We start from the raw sequence: 20927 nt of genomic DNA, 5'->3' as shown, positions 1-20927 counted from the left end.
CCTCAACCCCAAGGCTTGCCCATGAGCCCGTTCGGACGGATGCTCAGGAAAACCATCAATGCGGCGAAGATGACGAGATAGGTGATGTCGCCATAGGAACGCAGCACCGTCAAACCGACGGATTCCATCATGCCCAGGATGAAGCCGCCGGCAATGGCACCGCTGACGACGCCAGCGCCACCGATCATCACCATCATGAAGGCCTTGATGGAAATGGCGCCACCAATGCCGGAATTAACGCCGGTAATGGCGACCAACAATCCACCGACCAGCCCCGCAAGCATTGCCCCCAGCGCGAAGCCTATCATGGAATAACGGTCGACATTCACGCCCATCAACTGCGCGGCCACGCGGTCCTGGGCGAGCGCGCGCATCGCGCGACCGGGTTTTGTGTACTGCATGAAAAGAACGAAGGCTGCGATGAACACCACCGCAAGCACACCGATCAGGATGCGGTCATAAGGCATGATCAGCCAGTCGGACACGAAGACGCCATTGACGATCTTCGGCACGCCGCGCTGTTTTTCGCCGAACAAAAGCAGGATCACCGCATCAAGGAAAAAGGCGACAGCGGCTGCGAGCAGCATCGTGCTTTCATCGCGCAGACTTCGCTTGATGACCGGTCTGAAGAGAAACTTTTCAATCAGCGCACCGACGATCATCAATGTGACGGCGGAAGCCAGAAGAGCGACAACAAACGGCAGGCCGAGCTGCCCGTAAACCGTATAGGTGACGAAGCCGCCCAGCACATACATCTGGCCGTGCGCAAAGTTAAGGACGTTCATGAGCGCGAAGATCAGCGTCAGTCCCAACGCGATCAGTGCATATTGCGCACCCAGATATAGCCCATTGGCTATCACTTGTTCCATGAAGGCAAACTCCCTCGTGCGAAGTGTCAGGCAAGCTCAAGGGCAAGCCCGAAACTTCGTAACAGTTCCTGACGATTGGGAGGCCCGAAGCGGAAATATTCCTGCTCCGCTTCGGGCTGTTCGGGCCTGTTGGCTAATCGACCTGGCCGACGAAAAGCGTTTCGAACTTGCCGTCCTTGTATTCTGTCACAACCATTGGAATGCCGATCTGGCGCTTCTGCGTGAAAGAAGAGGTGCCGACATAGGTCAGCTTGGAACCGTCGCCATCACCTTTGACGAAAGGATTGGGCGCAGAGAACGCGTCCATCGTCTTCTTGAATTCCTCGACATTGTCGATGGCCGCCGGATTGGCCTTGATTGTTTCGACGATATATTCGAGTGCATAGACCTTGGTATTGGACTCGTCGTTATATTCTCCATAGGCCTTGGTATAACGGTCGACAAATTCCTTCATGGTGTCAGATGCGATTTCCGGCGTGGAAGCGCCGCCGACCGAGATGAAGCCATTGGCGAGTTCGCCTGCACCTTCCTCCAGAACCTTGGCATCCTGCGCGGTTTCTGTGGAAATGAAGCCCTGATAACCAAGTTCGCGCGCAGCGCGGATGAGCAGCGGCGCATTACCAGGCGCAACGCCCGACAGCACCAGCAGGTCCGGCTTCTGCATGACGATCGGCGTCAGAACAGGTGTGAAGTCGCGCGTGTCATTCTGATAGGCATCGTTGGTCGAAACCACTTCGAGACCAAGCGCCTTGGCCGCCTCGATACCGCTGTCGCGCTGGCTGAGCGGATCAGATTCATTGGCCGCCACGAAGGCCACCGTCTTGATGCCTTTGTTTTCCTTGAGATATTTATAGATCGCCGGTCCTGACTGGTAATTGGCGATCATGCCGAGAACAGCATTGGATGCCGGCGGCGTATAGAGTTCCTTCGGGAAGGAATAAGGGAAATAGATGATGCCCTTGGCTTCCGCGACCGGGCGGACAGCAGCAGCGCCGTCATCGACATTCGGGCCGACCACGTAATGGACGCCTTCCTGAGCCATCTTTTCCATACCGGCGATGGCGCGCTTCGGGTCCTTCTGGTCGTCGAAGGTAACCACCTTGATCTTGTAGGTGTCATCACCGATCTTTACGCCGCCCTGCTCATTGAGCCAGTCGGCGCGAACCTGCATCGAGCGAACATTGGATGTACCCCAGGCCGCTGCAGGGCCGCTGGTGACACCGACGAAACCGATCTTCAACTCCTTGTCCGCAGCCTGGGAGGCCGATGCGGACATGAGCGCAAATATAGAAACGGCGCCTAGCGCCGCAGTCTTAACAACTGCGCGTCTATTGATCATTTTAGTTCCCCTTAATTAGCTTCACCTTTCCCTCATTTGGCGGAGAAAGGATATATTAAGCTAAACACGCACTCGAAATATTGTCAACAATCTGAATATTTTTAATGAACGATTTTGCGGCGACGCGTCGTCGATTCTGAAGGCCTCTGAATATAAAAAGGTGCGCCGGGGACGGGCGCACCTTGCGAATGGCAGGCTGGAAACAGGTTTAGAGCGCGTTTCGATCTGATTGCATCAGATCGGCGCTCTAACTTCTTCTATTTCTTCTAGCATAATCTTATCGATCCTCGTTTCACTCCGGTCGGATTATGCTCTAGCCCCGTGCTTGCAACCGCGCAAAATGGGCAAGCATCCGGTCCGGATCGGCCTTGATGCCGCTGAAGAGTTCGAAGGCACCGACCGCCTGAAACACGGCCATCCCGCCCCCATCGAGCACCCGACATCCCTGCTCTTTGGCAAGCAGAACCAGCGCCGTCTGCAAAGGAAAATAGACAATATCCGAAACCCAGAGATGCGACTGCACCAATGCTGGCGCAAGCGGCAGACCCGGATGCGCGTCCATGCCCGTCGGCGTTGCGTGGACCAGACCGGACGCGCCTGCCAGTGTTTCCGCCAGATCAGCCCCGGCAACGAAACTGCATTGCGGCTGCACGGAAACAAGTTTGCCGATTACCGCATCGACCTTCGTGGGGTCGAGGTCGAAGATATGGACCTCCCGCGCGCCCATTTCCGCCAGCGCATAGGCAACGGCGACACCTGCCCCGCCTGCCCCAAGCAGCACGACACGCTCTAGCGATGCGCCCGGCAGACCGCGGCGAAACCCTTCCGCATAGCCCCACCAGTCGGTGTTGTGACCGATGCGCCTGCCATCGGAAAACACCACCGTATTGATCGATTGCAAGGCCAAAGCATGGGGGGAGAGTTCATCGACCAGCGCCACCGCAGCCTGCTTGCAGGGATGCGTGATATTGAGCCCGGCAAATCCCGCAGCTTCAGCCTCTGCGACAAGGACCGGAAGATCACGTGCCGAACGTCCGTTTTCGGCGATATCGATAATATCGTAGCGATAGGCCAGCCCTGCGGCTTCGCCTTCCCGCATATGCATAGCAGGCGAGAGTGAACGCTGAATATTTGCGCCGATTAGACCCACATGCACACGACGCTTGGTCACTTCACTTCTCAATTCTTATTCTCCGCAGGATCGGACCACGCCGATCCCAAATCAAGCTTAGCCTGCCAATTATTCAGGGCTTTTCAAAAGGGCGATGATCGTGTCGCTGATCAGGCGGCGATGCCGAGCCTTCACGTCGGACGCCATCAGGTCGGTACCGAAGATCGCGCCGAACGTATGCCTGTTGGACACGCGGAAAAAGCACTGCGCGCTGATCAGCATGTGAAGGTCGAGCGCGGAAATGCGTCGTTGAAAAACGCCCTGCTCACGACCGCGCTCAAGGATTTTCTCGATCGTTTGCAGAATGGTTACATTCTGGCGCGACAGAACATCGGAGCGCTCCATATGTTCGGCGCGGTGAATGTTTTCCACCGCGACGAGCCGCACGAAATCCGGATTGGCATCATCGTGATCGAAAGTGCTTTCCACCAGACTGCGCATGGCAGATTCCGGGTCCTGATCGTCAAGCGACAACGAGCTTTCAAGTGTGCGTATCTTGCCGTAGGCCCGTTCCAGCACGGCAAGATACAGCCCGTCCTTGCTGCCGAAATAGTAGTAGATCATGCGCTTGGACGTGCGGGTCTGCGCCGCGATTTCATCCACGCGCGCGCCGGAAAACCCCGATGCCACGAACTCCCGCGCCGCAATGTCGAGAATGTTCTCGCGCGTTGCGTCGGGATCGTTCTTGCGCGGCTGCGCCTTGGCGAGTGCCTTTGCCATAGTCCCCCCCTTCAGCGTTCAGAGTGCAGCAGCACTTTTCGGCATGCCCGCCGGGCGCATGTAGCGTCGCAGCGCGGCAATGCGGAAGATCGCATTGGCTGCGCCATATCCCTTGTAACCTCGCCTCTGTACGACTTCGAAAAAGAAACCCTGATCGTCGGTCGGGCTATAAAGCTGGAAATATTCCCCGCTCTCGTCGCGATCATAAAGCACGTTCGCGGCCTTGAGCCGGTCAGTGAATTCGGGATCGAGACCAAGTCGCGCTTCCAGATCGTCATAATAATTCGGTGAGATTTCCAGCGTGTGGAAGCCGTTGTCGCGCAAGGCCGCAGCCGTCGCAAAGATATCATCCGTGGCAAAGGCCAGATGCTGGATGCCCGAACCGAAGGTTTCAGCAATGAAGCGACCTGCCAGCGTCCGGCGATTTTCCGCGCCGTTGAGCGTGATGCGTAGCGTTCCCTCGTCGTTTTCCACCACCTGACTGCGCACGACGCCGCCCGGATCGACGATATCGACCATGGGCGATTTCCGCGATTCCGTGAGCGAGGTATAGAAGAGCAGCCAGGTCAGAAGCTCATCGAACTTCATCGTCTGGGCAACGTGATCGATATGGGTGAGGCCGACGCCGGTCCCGGTATCATTTCCTGCAACCGGCTCGAACTCGATATCGAAGATGCGACCGAGATCGGTCTTCTCATCGAGGAAGTAAACCAATCCGCCGCCAACACCACGAATGGCGGGCATACCGATTTCGCCCGGATCGAGTGGTTGTTCAAAACTCTCCGCGCCCATGGCGACGGCGCGGACATGAGCTTCAGCCGCATCGTCCACGACCAGCCCCATTGCGTAGGCAGCAGTGCCATGAACGGCATAGGCCGAGCTTGCGAAGCCGCGCGTATCCGTATTGATGACGAGGTTGATGTCGCCCTGCCGGTAGAGCGCGACCTCTTTCGAGCGATGCTTTCCGGCCAGCCGAAAACCCAGTGCACCAACGGCGGAAACCAGCCTTTCGGCATCATCGGCATGGGTGGCAAACTCGACAAAGCCCACACGATGCACCTTTGCGCGGGGCGGCATGGCGGCAACCGTCAGCTTGTTGTCCGGCTCGATCCGGCGAACCTGATCACCGAGATAGACCAGCGAACGGCGTCCGTCCGCAGCGATCGTGGCTGGCGATCCGCCACGGAACTGGTCGTTGAAGATTTCGAGCGAGAAATAGCCGTCATAGCCGGTCGCAGCCACGGCACGCATGAAATCCAGCACCGGCAGGTCGCCCTCGCCCGGCATGTTGCGATAATGGCGGCTCCAGTAAAGCAGATCCATGTCGATCAGCGGCGCATCGGCCATCTGGATGATGAAAAGCTTGTCCTTCGGAATGGAGCGGATCGAATTCACGTCGATCTTGCGTGCCAGCGTATGAAAACTGTCGAGGATGAGGCCGACATTGGGATGATCGGCACGGCGCACGATCTCCCACGCATCGCGGTGGTCGCTGATATGGCGTCCCCAGGCGAGCGCTTCATAACCGACGCGCAGATTGCGCCGCGCCGCCCTTTCGCCAAGCTCGCGAAAATCGTCCGCAGCGCGGTCGATGCCGCCAATGGCGGCTGGCGACACGTTGGAGCAGACCAGAACGAGATCGGTGCCCAGCTCCTGCATCAGGTCGAACTTGCGTTCCGCCCGGTCGAAAGTGCGGCTGCGCAAAGGTTCCGGCATGCCCTCGAAATCACGGAATGGCTGGAAAAGCGTGATCTCCAGACCGAGGTCGCGCGCCATCTGGCCCACCTGACGCGGGCTTTCGTCAAAGGTGAGAAAATCGTTCTCGAAAATCTCCACCCCGTCGAACCCAGCTTTGGCGATGGCCCCCAGTTTCTGCTGGAGATCGCCACTGATGGAGACGGTTGCTATCGAAGTCTTCATATCACGCTCCTGTCTCCGGCCAGACCGGAGTTTTCTGCTCAGAACCGGGCAGACCTGCCCGGAACCATCTTGTTTCGTATCGGCCCGAATATAGAGCCATACCGGCTTAATTCCCGCCGCGCACCTTCTTCAATTCGGCAAAGAGTTCATCAACCGTTTCCGCACCGATTTCGGCGGTAAACTTTTCGATGATCGGCTTCACCGCATCGCGCAGGCGCACGGTTTCTTCCGGCGTCAGTTCGGTAACCTGCATACCGGTCTTCTTGATCTCATCGAGCGCCGTCGCATCCTGCTCACGCGAAACCTTGCGCTGATAATCCCGTGCCTCGACCGCTGCCTGTTCAATCACCGCCTTTTCCTCATCGTTGAGGCGATCCCAAAACTTCTTGCTGATCATGACGATCTGCGGATTGTACTGGTGGCGGGTCAGCGTCAGATATTTCTGCACTTCATAAAATTTGGCGTTGATGATGTTGGCATTGGGGTTTTCCTGCCCATCGACCGTGCCGGTTTCAAGCGCCGTGTAAAGCTCGGTATAGGGCAGCGGCACGGCATTGGCGCCGAGCGCATTGAACAGGGCAACCGGAACCGGCGATTGCAGGGTGCGGATCTTCAGCCCGGCAATATCCTCCAGTTTCGCAACCGGATGGCGATTACTGGTCAGGTTGCGGAAACCGAGCTCCCAATAGGCAAGCCCCACCAGCCCCGTATCGGGCAGGCGTTTCATCAGATTGGTGCCGAAAGGGCCATCCATGACCTTGTCGGCTTCCTCACCGCTATTGAACAGGAACGGCAGATCGACCGCTTCGAATGCCTTGACGGTGCTGGACAGGATGCCCGCATTCATCACCGTCATTTCCACGACGCCGCCCTGCAAGCCGGAAAGCGTCTGCGGATCGCTGCCCAGAACACCGCCGGGGAACAGTTTCACATTGATCTGCCCATCGCTCTTTTCCTTCACCAGCTCCGCAAATTTCTCCATGCCCGTGACCTGCGGGTGGCCCTTGCTGTTGGCGGCAGCAAACTTGATCGTCTGCGAACGGATTTCAGCCATGGCCGTGGTGGTCATCAGGGCCAAGGGCAGCACCATTCCCAGTGCCGTCGTCTTCAGTATTTTCTTCATGTCTTCCTCCCACTCAAAAATTCAATGTTTCCAGGGCCGCTTCACGCTGCGCCCGCCTTTGACTTAATGGAACCAACCCATTGGCACCGTCACCAGTTGCGGGAACAGCACCATCAGGAAAAGCACCACCAACTGCGCGAACAGGAACGGCAGCACGCCTGTCATCACCTTTTCGAACGGCAGGCGCGCGACGCCGCACACCACATTCAGCACCGTGCCGACGGGCGGGGTAATGAGGCCGATGGAATTGTTGATGATGAACAGCACGCCGAAATAGACCGGATCGATTCCCGCCTCCTTGATGATCGGCATCAACACCGGTGTCAGGATCAGGATTGTCGGAGTCATATCCATTGCCATGCCGACAAGAACAACCATGAGCATGATGGCAAGCAGCAGCAGCGTCTGGTTATCCATCAAAGGCCGCACCAGTTCAGCCAGTTCACCCGGCACATCGGCGACCGTAATCATCCAGGCCGAAACGCTGGCGCTGGCAACGAGGAACATCACGACGGCGGTCGTCTTGGCCGCATCCACCATGGCCGGATAGAGCCGCGAAAGAGGCAATTCCCGATAGATCACGGTTGCCACGAACAGCGAATAGACGGCGGCAACCACACCCGCTTCCGTCGGCGTGAAAACACCGAAGCGAAGGCCGACAATGATGATGACCGGCAGCATCAAGGCCCAGATACTGTCGAGGAAAGCCCGCATGCGCGCACCGGGTTCGGCCTTCTTTGGCAGTTCGAACTGTTCGCGACGCGCGAGGATGAACCATGTCACGCACAGCGCGACGGCGATCATCAGGCCGGGGAAAATGCCTGCCAGAAACAGCTTGGTGATCGAGACCCCGCCGATCACACCAAACAGGATGAAACCGATGGATGGCGGGATGATCGGCGCGATGATCGATGCCGAGGCGATCAGCCCGGCAGCACGCCCCGGTTCGTGTCCGGCATTGCGCATCATCGGAAACAGCAATGCACCGAGCGCCGCCGCATCCGCGACCGCCGAACCCGAAAGGCTTGCAATCACACAGGCCGCAAAGATCGCGACGAAACCGAGACCGCCGCGCACATGCCCCACCATGACCAGCGCTAGATTGACAATGCGACGCGACAGGCCGCCCGCATTCATGATTTCCCCGGCAAGCAGGAAAAAGGGAACGGCCATCAGCGGAAAACTGTCGGCGCCGTTCAGCACGTTCTGAGCCACGATCTGTGCGTCGAACAAATCCATATACATCATCAGCGCCGCACCGCTGATGATGAGCGCAAAGGCAACCGGGACGCCAAGCGCCATCGGAACCAGAAGGGCGGCAAGAAAGATGAGCAAAGTCATGGTCGGCGCGCCCTATTTGCGATCTTCATCGGTCGAAACGGGCGTGACATGCTCCTCGCTATCCGTCACGAAATGCGTCCCGGCGACATCGATCCGCCCGGTTGCGATACCGAAACCGTTCCACGCGACGATCAGGAGTGCGGGCACTGCAAAGGCCAGTCCTGCGCCATAAAACCAGCCCATCGACATGCCCGTCGCCGGGGCCAGCGTCGGAATATTGATGAGTGTCTGCGTCCAGCTTCCCGAAAGAACGAGCCATGTTGCGCCGAACATCATGATATGACCGGCAACCAGCGCGATGCGTGCGCCTGCGGGCGACAGACGGCGCACCAGCGAATCCACGCCCAGATGCGCATGGTCGCGCATGGCGACCACCGCGCCAAGAAAGGTAAGCCAGATAAAGAAGATGCGCGACAGTTCTTCTGAAACCGTTATGCCCTGATTGAAGGCATAGCGCAGCACCACATTGCCGAACACAAGTACGACCATGCAGCCAAGAAGGCAGGCAATGGCGAACCGTGCCGCCGTAAAATAAAAATCGACTAAAGCTTTCACAGTTCCTCCTCCCGGCCTCCTCCAGGCGCATCTCGTTTGCAGACTGCTGCCCCTTTTCGGGTTTCGGGTGAAAGCGTTGCGGCATCACCGGCAGGATGCGCCGTGCATCCGAGGTGAAACTTCGCCGTTCCCACAGTCCTTGCCGACCATTGCAATGAAGCCCCTGTCAGAAAACCATTCCGGCTTCCGGCAGCGCCTCATCGCAACCTGCAATCCATCCCTCCTCTGCCCGTCCCACTCGAGAACGGAATCGCATCGGTCAGCCGCATCATTTTCCTAAAATGTACTAACTGGTTAGGAAGTCAATAATTTCTGTTTGAACAAACGCAGAATGGCCTTTATTCCATGGATTTCAGAAATGTTCCATCTGGTTCAAAGTGGCCGATTTTTCCGCTGGGTACGAAAAATGCAACGGTAGTGCTAGCCGCCGTTCACCAGCGCCAGAATGAGCTGTTGAACATTGCCGCCATTGCCCATTTCTATCCTGTCGAAGGCGCGGCCCTGAGCACGCTGGACGTCCACCATATCGGTGATTTCCTTGATCAGCACCTTGCGGATTTTCTGGCATTTCGGGTCGTTTGGAACCGACAGGCCAACAGTCCGGCGCACGATCTCGCGTGTCATGTCCTTGGCATGGTCGCCATGCACAAGCTCGTGCTTGCGGATGCCTTCGAAGAACGTCTCCCAATGCTCTTTCACCGGGGAGGCAAGTTTCTGCGACGGCTTCGGCAGCGTATAAGTGATCTTCAGCTTCGGCGTTGCCGACAGGATCGTGCAGGCATTGTTGGAACGGTCGAACTGCCGGTTCCAGGTCAAAACATAGCTGGTATGGGCGATAACGCGGGTTTTGCCGCCGCCGATCTTCGGGCCGCGCTCGCCGATGGATTCATAAAGTTGCGGACCGGTTTTCCCGGCAATGGCGTAGGTCTTGATTTCCTCGACGGCTTTCCAGTTGTCTTCTGCAAGTGCAGGTGCTGCTGTCATAACTCCAAGTAATGCGAATGCTGCCGCTTTTTTCACGCTTGCCCCGATCCATCGATTTGCCCGGATGATTTGCGGGCAAGCTACAATATCGGCAGACGATGCGTAAGCGGTTTTCCGGCAAAAAGCCCGCCCCCGTTTCCCAAGGCGGGCTTCTTCAGAACGGGTCGCCGATCTTACTTTTCGATGGTGCGGTTCCAGCGGCTGTTGAGCTGCTGGCGGCCTTCATTGACTGCATCCCAGTCGAGCGTCTGGGCTGTTTTCATGTAACCATTGAAAGCGTCGAGCTTGGCCTGTGCATCCGGCGAACCGGCTTTTGCCTTCTGGTTCGACGGGATAACGTTGCCATGATCGAGCGCCTTGCTCTGCGCATCGGCGGAAAGCAGATAGTGAGCGAGCTTCTGGCTCAGTTCCGGTTCGCTGTTTCCTGCGAGCACGCATTCGGTCACGGCGAGGACAACGGAGCCTTCCTTCGGCTGTGCATATTCAACCGGAATGCCCTTGTCCTTCAGGTTGTTTACACCGGTTGGTGTCAGCGGGAAGATCGCTGCTTCGCCGGTCTGGACCATTTCCGAAATCTTGGCCGATGACGGGATGAATTCCAGAACGTTCTTGCCGATAGTGTCCGGGAACTTTTCGAAACCTGGTTCGAGGTTCTTGTCGTCACCACCCTGAATGCGGTTGAACATCAGGAAAGCATGGAGGCCGAAAGTCGAAGCGGAAGCCGACTGGAACACAACGGCGTTCGCATATTTTTCGTCGGCAAAGTCCATCCACGAGGTTGGAGCTGCCCAGCCCTTTTCGTCGAAAAGCTTCTTGTTATAGGCAATACCGGTCATGCCCATATCGACGCCGATGGCCATGTCGTCCTTGAGACGCGCGGCAGGCTGAATGTCGGCAAGAACCGGATCGTCGGAGATTTTCTGGCAAAGGCCACCATTGATCGCGCGCACCATAACGCCGTCGTCAAGCAGCATGACATGCATCTGCGGCTTGTCTTTCTGCGCGGTTGCCTTGGCCAGAATATCAGCCGAAGTGCCCGGCACGACAACAACCTTGACGTCGTTGGCCTTTTCGAATTCCGGCAGGACGTGCTCGGTGTAAGCGCGCTCCATGTTGCCGCCATTCATGCCGATATAGAGCGTCTTGGTTTCAGCCGATGCGCCCGTTACAAAAGCGACCGACAGGCCGAGTGCCATTGCCGTCATTGCGGTAATATGTTGATTTTTCATGCTTGGTTCCCTTCGTGGTTAAGTTTTAGATTGAAGCGATTGATCGAAAACGCATCGATCGGAGTTTCTGTCTCGCCGTTCAGTGCAAGGTCTGCGAGCACGGCGCCGACAGCCGGGCCAGTCTGGAAACCGGCCCCATTAAAACCAAAGGCGTGATAAAGGTTCTTGACACGGCTGCTTGGCCCGATCACCGGATTATCATCCGGCATTTCAGCCTCGGTTCCTGACCAGAAGCGGATCACCTGCGCATGTTCGAGATGCGGAAACAGTTCGATTGCGCGCAGCATCACCGAGGATGCCGCATTGACCGAAGGCCGCGAAAAATCCGGGTTTTCAAGCGGCGTACCGCGTCCGCCACCCATGACATAATTGCCGCGTGTGACCTGACGGCCGTAGAAACCGCCGCCTTCTTCGCCGAGGCTCATCGGCAAGCGAAACGGCATCGGCTCGGTGACAACCATCGTCGGATAAATCCGCGTCAAAGGAACCGGCTCGCCGAACGAGGCCGCAAACTGATCCGACCAGGCACCGGCGCAATTGAACAGAAGGCGCGAGCGGATTTCAATGCTGTCGCCCGTGGGATTGCCCCCCGCCAGAATGGCAAAGCCGTCGCCAGTTTCACGCGCTTCGATGACCGGCGTGTTTTCCAGTACGGTGGCACCCGCAGCCAGTGCGGCGCGGGCAAAAGCAGGCGAAACCAGACGCGGATTGGCATTGCCATCTTCCGCACAAAGCGAGGCACCTGCGACATCGCCCGGAAGCCATGGGAAACGTTCCCGCACCGCGTTGCCGCCAATCAGCTCGACATCGAGCCCGAGCGGTTGCACCAGGGCAGCATAGGCCTCAAGCTTGGCGAAATGCGCTTCCGTGCGGGCAAGTTTCAAATGGCCGCTACGGATATATTCGCCATCGATGCCGATGAGTTCCGGCAAACGCGCCCACAATTGATGCGAACGCTGCGCAAGTGGAAGCTGTTCCGGCGCGCGACCCTGCCTGCGAACGCCGCCATAATTGACGCCGCTTGCCTGCGCACCACAAAAGCCCTTGTCGAGCAGGATGACCGACAATCCGGCCTGACGCATGAAAAGCGCAGCCGATCCGCCAACAATCCCGCCGCCAATAATCACCGCATCCGCCTGAAGATGTCTTGTCATGACGAAGCGCCTTCCTTGGACGGAGCGCCAAAGCCGAGCGGGATCGGCTTGACCGGTGCCTGAGCGCGGATGCGCCCTGCTTCGGCGGGTGTCTTGTCTTGCATCGACACTAGGAGTTCTGCGGCGGCAGCGGTACACATGCGCCCCTGACAACGGCCCATGCCCACACGGGTCAGCGCCTTGAGCCGGTTGATCTCGCGCGTATCGCCGTTGCTGATGACAGCCTTCGCATCGCGCACCGCGATTTCTTCGCAACGGCAAAGCGTGACATCGCCAGCAATCGTTTCGAACCAGTCGCGCGGGAACGGGAAGGCTTTTTCGACGATCAGCCGCTCGCGATAGATATGATCGAGCTTTGCGAGAAGGCGGCGTTCCGTGTCTTGGTCAAACGGCAGGCCCCTGTCGCGCAGCAAGGCAATCGCGGCCAATGACCCACGAATTTCAGCAGCATCCGCACCGGCAATGCCTGCACCGTCACCCGCCACATAAACACCTTCGCGGCTTGAACGGCCAAGCCCGTCTGCGGCAGGAAGCCATGCGCGGTCGCGTTCTTCAAAGCGGAATTCGCAACCGGCGAGATCGGCAAGCTGGGTTTCAGGGCGCAGCGCAAAACCATAAGCCAGCGCATCGCATTGAGCCTCGCGCACGCGCTTGCCCGTGCGAAAGCGAATGGCTTCGACATGGCCTTCGCCCAGAACCTCATCAGGACGAACATTATAATGGATCGGCACGCCACCAAGCTTAAGACGCAGACCATAATAAGCGCCGAGCGCCACAATGCGCGGCGCATAAAGCGCAAGATGTGCCAGATGAAACTTGGAGGTGAAGGGTGCCGTGTCGAGAACCGCTACGACCTTTGCACCTGCATGATGATACTGCCAGGCCACCAGATAAAGCAGCGGACCCGACCCCATGAACACCACGCGTTCGCCAACCGTACAGCCTTGCGCCTTGAGCGCCGTCTGCGACGCACCGAGCGTATAGACGCCCGGCTTGGTCCAGCCTTTGAACGGCAGAACCCGGTCCGTTGCGCCGGTCGCGAGAATGAGATGGGTATAGGGCAGTTGGCTATGCAAGCCGTTGCTCAGGAGATCGAGACGATCGCCATCACTCCGGGTGATATTCCAAACGAGCGTTTCCGGGCGATAATCGATTGCGCCGCGCAATGTGTCGAAGGTCTTGTGCAACGCTTCGGCCTTATGCGCTTCCGACCCGTAACGGCTGCGATAGCTGCGTCCGTCATCAAGTGGCGGGCGACGATAAATCTGGCCACCTGAGCGAAAGCCTTCATCAAGCACGATGGGCGTAAGACCCGCCTTGACCAGCGTTTCGGCAGCGCGAATGCCCGCAGGACCAGCGCCGACAATAACCGGATTGAGCAACGCGCTCATCGTGCTGGCTCCGTTACAAATGCCATACCGTCTTCCAGAAGCGTGGTGCAGGCACGAAGCTTGTAGCCCTGAGCCGTCATGACATGACAATCCTGACACGCGCCGATCAGGCAAAAGCCCGCACGCGGTTCGCCGGTAAATTCGGTATGACGCAGCTTGCCCTGCACGGAGAGAATGGCGGTCAACACGGTATCGCCACGGCGGCCCACAAAAGGCACGCCGTCAAGCAAGAAGCTGATCGGCTGTTCAGTCAGCCGATACCGTCTGCGGAACTGAGCCGCGGCAGACAAAACCGGGAATGTCATGATCTGCCTGCTTAGCCCTTGCCCACCAGCAGTCGGTCGAGACCGAACATGCGATCGATAATAATCATGGTCACGGTAGCAACGAGGATCATCAGGGCCGACACAGCCGCCATCATCGGATCGATGGATTCGCTTGCATACATATACATGCGGACCGGCAGCGTAACCGTGGACGGCGAAGTGACGAAGATCGACATGGTCAATTCGTCAAACGAATTGATGAAAGCGAGCAGCCAGCCCCCCGACAGACCCGGCAGCAACAGTGGCAAGGTGATGCGACGGAACACCGTCCATTCGCCAGCACCCAGAGTGCGTGCCGCGTTTTCCGCATTGCGATCCATGCTGCCAAGCGAAGCCAGGATCAGGCGCAACGCATAAGGCGTGACGACAATCGTATGTGCCGCGACCAGCCAGCCAAATGTGCCGGTGAAGCCCATCAGCGTGAAAAGACGCAGGAACGCGACGCCCAGAACCAGATGCGGGATAATCAGCGGCGACAGGAACAGCGCGTTGAGCGCATCGCGGCCACGGAATGCATAGTGTGCGATTGCCAGCCCCGATGGCACGGCCAGTGCCGTTGAAATCGTTGCCGAGAACAGAGCAAGCTTCAGACTGTTGCCAAAAGCGGTCATGAAGTCGTTATGCGCGAAAACTGCCTGAAACCAGCGAAGCGACAATCCGGCGTTTGGGCCAGCCCACGGCATGGTCAACGTGTTTTCCGGTGTGAAAGCCACCAGACACACCACAACCATCGGCGCCAGCATGAAGATGACGATCAGCGTGTGAAAGAATAGAGCGAAAGGACCGTTCTTGACCATGGCGCTTATCCCAGCTTCTTCTTGGCCTGCCCTTCGAGCAGACGGTTATAGGCAATCATGATCACAAGATTGGCGACCAGAACGATGATGGCGATGGCAGCACCCAGCGGCCAGTTCAGCTCGATCAGGAACTCGTCATAGACGACGGTGGCCGCCATCTTGAGACGACGCCCGCCAAGCAGACCCGGAATCGCAAACACGATGAGACTGCCCGACAGGATGCCGAGGACTGCCTGCGGAAACACCACGCGGCGAAGCGCTGTCAGGCGCGATGCGCCTAGCGTCAGCGCTGCTGCTTCCACCGACGGGTCGAGCTTCTGCAGCACAGTCCAGACCGGGATCACCATGAATGGCAGCATGATATGCACCAGACCGATGACGATGGCCGTTTCGCTGTAAAGGATCTGCGTGGTCGGCAGGCCGATCATGTCGAGCGCGCTGTTCACAAGGCCATTGCGACCCAGCAACATGCTCCAGCCAAATGTGCGGACCACCACGGAAACCAGAAGCGGGCCGATGATGACCAACAGAAAGATCGAGCGCCATGGCTTGCGCATGTTGGACAGAATATAGGCTTCCGGCACACCGATCAGCACCGTGACGACAGTCGTAATCAATGCCAGTTTGAGCGTGCGCCAGAAGATCGAAAGATAATAGGGGTCTTTGAGAACCTGCGCATAATTGGCAAGCGTGTAGACGTTCTCGATGCCCTTGTCATAGCTGTAGCTGTTGAAGGAAAGCAGGACCGTGAGGCCGAGCGGCAGCAGTACCAGCGCAAAGAATAAAAGCGTCGATGGTCCGACGAGAAAGAGCGGCGTCAGATCGCGCTGCCGCTTGGGCGCGGCGGATATATCCTGTGAGGTGACAGCCGACATGCTCAGTTCACCCCTGCGGTGAGGATGCGGCAATCCTCATGATTCCAGCTAAGACCAACAGAAGTGCCTTCCGATGGCGGCGGGTTGCCGAGATTGGGCAGGGCGACCGAAAGCTGACCGGCAGGCGTCGTCACGCCGAGCAACCACTGCGCACCCATGAAGTAGCGGGTCGAGACTTCGCCAGCGATATGACCTTCGCCCGCTGCAACAAGCTGCACCTTTTCAGGACGGATGAAGACGGAAAGCGCGCCGGAAACCTGTTTGCCATTTGCGGGAAAGCGGATCGCGGTTTCAGCCAGCGCGATCATATCGCCTTCGGCGCGCGCCTTCAGGAAATTCGACTTGCCAACGAAGTTGGAAATGAAGTGGTTATGCGGATGCTCATAGAGCTTGTAGGGGGCATCGACCTGCGTGATGACACCCTTTTCCATGACCACGATGCGGTCGCTGATCGAAAGCGCTTCAGCCTGATCGTGCGTCACCATGATGGTTGTGATGCCAACAGTGCGCTGAATGCGACGCAGCTCGAACTGCATTTCTTCACGCAACTGCGCATCAAGATTGGAGAGCGGCTCATCGAGCAGCAGAACCGGCGGATTGATAACGAGCGCACGGGCAATCGCCACACGCTGACGCTGACCACCCGACATTTCACGCGGATAACGATCCGCAAGAGCGCCCAAATGCACCAGTTCCAGCACGTCGCGAACACGCTTTTCGCGCTCTGCCTTGGGAACATTGCGCATTTCAAGGCCGAAGCTCACATTCTGCGCAACCGTCATATGCGGGAACAGTGCATAGCTCTGGAAAACAACGCCCAATTCGCGCTTGGCCGGCGCAAGGCGCGTGATTTCGCGGCCATCAAGCGTGATCGTGCCAGCGGTTGGCGGCACCAGACCGGCGATCATCTGCAAGGTTGTGGTCTTGCCACAGCCGGAAGGGCCGAGAAGCGAAATGAACTCGCCCTTTTCAATCGTCAGATTGAAATTGTCGACGGCCGCGAACTTGCCGTAGTGACGGGAAATTCCGGAAAGGGTCAAAAAGCTCATTGCATCTCCCTCTCGGCATGACTTCCGCCTGAATTTGCGGGGGAGCGGAAGCGCCGTGATGTTGTCTCACGTCGCCTCTTCGATAGGACTAGCTGGCGGGAGCGGCTCGACCGCGCATAAAGCGCTGATCAGACTTGGGTCGTTTGAACGCGTGTTTGTCCGGTCACTGATGCAACCGTGGCGTTCCCCTTACTTCAAGTTAAAACCGCCGACCCGCTTAAGGCATCCTCTGGACACCTTGCCGGACCTTCCCATTGGCGACGGATTTTAAATGGCAGAAAATTTTGAACAATTACAAATTATAATTTTCAATTTCGGAAGAAATTATATATTTCTTTCAAAATGCAGAATTTGGAAGCAACTTTATGGATGATATATCAGAGAATATGAAATCCGGCGCCGCGCTTAACTCAAGTCTGGTGAAGGCCATCCATATTTTGAAAGGTCTCGCTGCCAGTACGGATGACGGTGTGCGGCTCATCGATCTGGCGCGCGACCTCGACCTCAGCCAGCCGTCTGCACATCGTTTGCTGAAGACACTGATTGCGGAAAACCTTGTCGAGCAGCTTCCCGACAAGAAAGCCTATCGTCTGTCGCTGGAGTTTTTTGCAATGGCTGCACAGGCACGCCAGCGCGACGGCATATTGAGTATTGCGCGTCCGTCACTGCTGCGGCTTTCGACCACGTTCAACGATACGGTTTTCCTGCTGGTGCGCAGCAATTTCGATGCAGTCTGCCTCGACCGTGTGGAAGGGCCGTTTCCAATCCGCTCCTTCACCGGCGACATCGGCGGCAAGGTGCCGCTCGGCATTGGTCAGGGCAGTCTCGCCATCCTCGCCTTCCTGCCGGAAGAAGAGCGCGAAGCGATCATTCGTTTCAACATGCCCCGCATTCTCGACAAATCCGCCGTCGATGAAGTCGATCTGCGCATCATGATCGAGGAAGTGCGCAACACAGGCGCCGCCACGTTCAACTTCAACATGATCGATGGCATGGCGGGCCTCGGCGTGCCTGTGTTCAACCGCGATGGTGAAGCCGTGGCAGCACTCAGCATCGGTACATTAGCGGCCCGCCTGACCGAAAAGCGCCAGGAGACGGTGACGGAACTTCTGCGCAGGGAAGCGGCGATCATCTCACAAAAGCTCAATCCGTTCGACCCGACGCTGCGGCACCCCAATCAGGCTTTGTTGAAATAAACGAAAGCTTTAGCTCCATTCGGCGCAACAGACCTGCTTTGTCCACAGCGAGCAAAAAGTTTGGCGATTGACTCACACACGCCGTCAGCGTTTGATCGCTCCCCAGGTGTGGGGGTTCTGTGGGCGGAGGCAAATTATCCAAAGCAGAAAATCCATCTCTATAACGCTACAGTATTGGAGTTCTGTTGTGATCAAATCCACCAGACGGGGAATAATCCACCTTGCCTTTGCCCTTGCCGCCACCACGGCAATGGGCACGTTCACCACCACGGCGGCACAGGCTCAGGACAAGATCCTGCTCATCATCAATGGCGCGCTCGGCGACAAGTCGTTCTTCGACAGCGCCGCCAAGGGCATGAAGATGATCAAGGACAAGTATGGCGACGACGTCGAGACCAAGATTCTCGAAATCGGCGACGATCCGACCAAATGGGAGCCGGTGTTCCTCGATGCGTCCGAACAGGACTGGGACCTGATCATCGGCGGCACCTACCAGATGTCGGAAACCGTCGGTTCGGTCGCGCAGCAATATCCGGACAAGAAATACATCCTCTATGATGCAAGCGTGCCTTATGAAGAAGGCGGCTACGACAACGTCTATTCCATCCAGTACAAGCAGAACGAAGGTTCCTATCTCGGCGGCATGCTGGCGGCTTCGCTCCTGAAGGAAGGCAAGCTCGGCGATACCGGCAAGAATCTCGGCTTCCTCGGCGGCATGGACATTCCGGTCATCAACGACTTCCTCGTCGGCTATATTGCGGGTGCGCAGTCGATCATGCCCGATACCAAGATCGCGATTTCCTATGCCGGTTCCTTCATGGATGCCGCGAAGGGCAAGGAACTCGGTCTCGCGCAGTATCGTTCCGACGTTTCGCTCGGCTTTGTCGTCGCTTCGCAGACCGGCCTCGGCCAGCTTTCGGCTGCCAAGGAAACCGGCAAATATGTTCTGGGTGTCGATTCCGATCAGGAAGCGATCTTCAAGGACAGCGATCCGGCGATTGCCAAGCAGGTTGTCAGCTCCGTTCTGAAGAATGTCGATGTCAGCCTCCTGCAGGCCTATGAACGCTTCAAGGCTGGCGACCTGCCATTCGGCAAGGCCGAAGCACTCGGCCTCAAGGAAGGCGCTGTCGGCATCGTGCAGGACGGCAACATGGCTTCCATGGCCACGCAGGAAATGAAGGACGCCATCAAGAAGGCTTCCGACGAGATTTCCGAAGGCAAGATCACGGTCCCGACCGCATTCGGCATGAGCACCGAGGATCTCAACACGATCCGCAACAAGGTTCGTCCCTGATCGTGGAAAATCCAGCTCAAAATATTGAAGGCGGCGATGCTATCGTCGCCTTCCGCCCAATCGTCGCCTTCCGCGATGTGAGCAAGGTCTATCCAAACGGCACGAAGGCGCTTCGCGACGTGTCGTTTTCGATCCGCGCAGGCTCCATCCACGCCATTTGCGGTGAGAACGGCGCGGGCAAATCCACCCTCATGAAAATCCTGTTCGGCATCGAAAATGCCACGGCAGGCGAAATTATCGTCGATGGACAGCCTATTGCGTCCTGGTCGCCGGAAGATGCTGCGGCACAAGGCGTCGGCATGGTGCACCAGCATTTCTCGCTCGTGCCGATGCTGACGGTCACCGAAAATATCATTCTCGGTCATGAGCCGGTGAAGGCAGGGCTGATCGACCGTGCGGGCGCGCGCAAAATGGTCGACGCGCTGATGCAGCAATATGATCTGCACGCCGACCCCGACGCGATTACGGGTGCGCTTTCCGTCGCCGCCCAGCAGAAGGTCGAAATTCTGAAGGCGCTGGCGCGTCGTACGCGGCTTCTGATCCTTGATGAGCCGACCGCCGTTCTCTCTCCGCCGGAGATTGAGGAACTGATGCGCAAGCTGAAGTCGCTTCGCGACGACGGCATTACCATCCTCTTCATTTCCCACAAGCTGAACGAAGTGCGTGAGCTGGCCGAAAGCGTGACCGTATTGCGCGCTGGCGCTGTCGCAGGCACGGAAAAGCTCGCCGACGTACCAGACGACGCCATCATGCAGATGGTGATGGGTCATGCGGTCGACATTCCGCAGCGCGCCCACAAGCACGGTGCAATGAAAACCGTTCTCGACATGAAGGGCGTCACGACCAAAGCAGCCGATCCGGCAGACCGCATCAAGGATGTGAATCTGACCATCGGCGCAGGCGAGATCGTCGGCGTCGCCGGTGTCGACGGCAGCGGCCAGCGCGGCCTTGTATCGGTGCTTTCCGGCCTTGCTGATGCGGCCAGCGGCACGATCAGCCTCAACGGTGAGGATATGCTGCGCGCTGACACGGCAAGCTGGCGCAGACAAGGTCTCGCTCACCTGCCAGCCGACCGCTTTTCGCAAGGCGGCGCTCCCGGCCTGTCTCTCGCCGAAAACGCGATAGCCGGAGCGGGATCGATTACCGCCGACAAGCAGATCTTCTGGGGACCGTTCCTGCGCTGGAGCGCGATCAAGGCGCGTGTCAGCGGGATGATCAAGCAATATTCGGTACGCGCAGGCGCGATTACCGAAAGGCTCGATTCCCTTTCCGGCGGCAATGCGCAAAAGCTCATCGCCGCGCGCGAACTCGCCACCAATCCGAAGTTCCTGATCGCCGATCAGCCGACGCGTGGCATCGACGTTTCGGCGGCAGCCTTCCTGCACCGCCGCATCGACGAAGTGGCGCAGGAAGGCTGCGCCGTGCTGCTCGTCAGCGCCGATCTCGACGAACTGCTGCGCCTGAGCGATCGCATCGTTGTTCTCTTCAACGGGCGTATCGTCGCCGTTCTGGAAAACGGACCAGACATAACACCGGCTGTGCTTGGACCTTATATGCTGGGGACACGAGCATGATCCCAAAAAGTGTAACGCGG

The 20927-nt window shown here is 57.8% G+C and carries 19 protein-coding genes; 3 read left to right on the top strand and 16 right to left on the bottom strand.

Annotated features, from left to right (window positions below; translation table 11 throughout):
• Positions 1–2: 2 nt before the first annotated feature.
• From FIB18_RS11345 to FIB18_RS11270, 16 genes are all read right to left on the bottom strand, one after another.
• Positions 3–869, bottom strand: coding sequence for a branched-chain amino acid ABC transporter permease (locus FIB18_RS11345; protein WP_061347536.1), 867 nt, complete (start codon positions 867–869; stop codon positions 3–5).
• A 133-nt stretch (positions 870–1002) separates the two neighbouring features.
• Positions 1003–2208 (bottom strand): ABC transporter substrate-binding protein, encoded by a 1206-nt coding sequence (locus FIB18_RS11340; protein ID WP_140020810.1) that lies wholly within the window; start codon positions 2206–2208, stop codon positions 1003–1005.
• Between the two features lie 313 nt (positions 2209–2521).
• Positions 2522–3391, bottom strand: coding sequence for a shikimate dehydrogenase (locus FIB18_RS11335; protein ID WP_140020809.1), 870 nt, complete (start codon positions 3389–3391; stop codon positions 2522–2524).
• 57 nt (positions 3392–3448) lie between these two features.
• Entirely contained in the window at positions 3449–4099 is a 651-nt protein-coding gene (locus FIB18_RS11330; protein ID WP_140020808.1) for a TetR/AcrR family transcriptional regulator, read from the bottom strand.
• 18 nt (positions 4100–4117) lie between these two features.
• Positions 4118–6019, bottom strand: coding sequence for a bifunctional sugar phosphate isomerase/epimerase/4-hydroxyphenylpyruvate dioxygenase family protein (locus FIB18_RS11325; RefSeq protein ID WP_140020807.1), 1902 nt, complete (start codon positions 6017–6019; stop codon positions 4118–4120).
• 106 nt (positions 6020–6125) lie between these two features.
• Positions 6126–7142 carry a TRAP transporter substrate-binding protein gene (locus tag FIB18_RS11320; RefSeq protein WP_140020806.1) on the bottom strand — a complete coding sequence of 339 codons (1017 nt, stop codon included), beginning with the start codon at positions 7140–7142 and terminating at the stop codon, positions 6126–6128.
• A 63-nt stretch (positions 7143–7205) separates the two neighbouring features.
• Positions 7206–8483 carry a TRAP transporter large permease subunit gene (locus FIB18_RS11315; protein ID WP_140020805.1) on the bottom strand — a complete coding sequence of 426 codons (1278 nt, stop codon included), beginning with the start codon at positions 8481–8483 and terminating at the stop codon, positions 7206–7208.
• Positions 8484–8495: 12 nt separating this feature from the next.
• Entirely contained in the window at positions 8496–9038 is a 543-nt protein-coding gene (locus FIB18_RS11310) for a TRAP transporter small permease (RefSeq protein ID WP_140020804.1), read from the bottom strand.
• A 420-nt stretch (positions 9039–9458) separates the two neighbouring features.
• Positions 9459–10022: a DUF922 domain-containing Zn-dependent protease gene (locus FIB18_RS11305; RefSeq protein WP_210296110.1), complete on the bottom strand. Its 564-nt coding sequence runs from the start codon at positions 10020–10022 to the stop codon at positions 9459–9461.
• A 173-nt stretch (positions 10023–10195) separates the two neighbouring features.
• A complete protein-coding gene (locus tag FIB18_RS11300) occupies positions 10196–11251 on the bottom strand; it encodes an ABC transporter substrate-binding protein (RefSeq protein ID WP_174977419.1) in 1056 nt (351 codons plus the stop codon).
• On the bottom strand, positions 11248–12405 hold the full coding sequence (locus FIB18_RS11295) for an NAD(P)/FAD-dependent oxidoreductase (protein WP_140020802.1): 1158 nt from the start codon (positions 12403–12405) through the stop codon (positions 11248–11250). Before FIB18_RS11295 ends, FIB18_RS11300 begins: the two co-directional genes overlap by 4 nt.
• Positions 12402–13796 carry an FAD/NAD(P)-dependent oxidoreductase gene (locus FIB18_RS11290; protein ID WP_140020801.1) on the bottom strand — a complete coding sequence of 465 codons (1395 nt, stop codon included), beginning with the start codon at positions 13794–13796 and terminating at the stop codon, positions 12402–12404. Before FIB18_RS11290 ends, FIB18_RS11295 begins: the two co-directional genes overlap by 4 nt.
• Entirely contained in the window at positions 13793–14101 is a 309-nt protein-coding gene (locus tag FIB18_RS11285; protein WP_140020800.1) for a (2Fe-2S)-binding protein, read from the bottom strand. Before FIB18_RS11285 ends, FIB18_RS11290 begins: the two co-directional genes overlap by 4 nt.
• 11 nt (positions 14102–14112) lie before the next feature.
• Positions 14113–14919, bottom strand: a complete 807-nt coding sequence (locus tag FIB18_RS11280) for an ABC transporter permease (protein WP_140020799.1) — start codon at positions 14917–14919, stop codon at positions 14113–14115.
• Between the two features lie 5 nt (positions 14920–14924).
• Positions 14925–15794, bottom strand: a complete 870-nt coding sequence (locus FIB18_RS11275; RefSeq protein ID WP_140020798.1) for an ABC transporter permease — start codon at positions 15792–15794, stop codon at positions 14925–14927.
• A 2-nt stretch (positions 15795–15796) separates the two neighbouring features.
• Positions 15797–16843 (bottom strand): ABC transporter ATP-binding protein, encoded by a 1047-nt coding sequence (locus FIB18_RS11270; protein WP_140020797.1) that lies wholly within the window; start codon positions 16841–16843, stop codon positions 15797–15799.
• A 365-nt stretch (positions 16844–17208) separates the two neighbouring features.
• Between FIB18_RS11270 and FIB18_RS11265 the strand changes: the two genes are divergently transcribed.
• From FIB18_RS11265 to FIB18_RS11255, 3 genes are all read left to right on the top strand, one after another.
• The gene (locus FIB18_RS11265; RefSeq protein ID WP_140020796.1) at positions 17209–18039 is read left to right on the top strand and encodes an IclR family transcriptional regulator; all 831 of its coding nucleotides are present in this window, start codon (positions 17209–17211) and stop codon (positions 18037–18039) included.
• A gap of 187 nt (positions 18040–18226) precedes the next feature.
• Complete coding sequence (locus FIB18_RS11260) at positions 18227–19333, top strand: BMP family ABC transporter substrate-binding protein (RefSeq protein WP_140020795.1); 1107 nt, start codon at positions 18227–18229, stop codon at positions 19331–19333.
• A 2-nt stretch (positions 19334–19335) separates the two neighbouring features.
• Positions 19336–20907 (top strand): ABC transporter ATP-binding protein, encoded by a 1572-nt coding sequence (locus FIB18_RS11255; protein WP_140020794.1) that lies wholly within the window; start codon positions 19336–19338, stop codon positions 20905–20907.
• The last annotated feature ends 20 nt before the right edge of the window (positions 20908–20927 follow it).

Origin of the sequence: Brucella pecoris (assembly GCF_006376675.1) — a bacterium.
In the GTDB taxonomy this organism is placed as follows: domain Bacteria; phylum Pseudomonadota; class Alphaproteobacteria; order Rhizobiales; family Rhizobiaceae; genus Brucella; species Brucella pecoris.
This window is presented reverse-complemented; position numbering and strand designations above follow the sequence as displayed.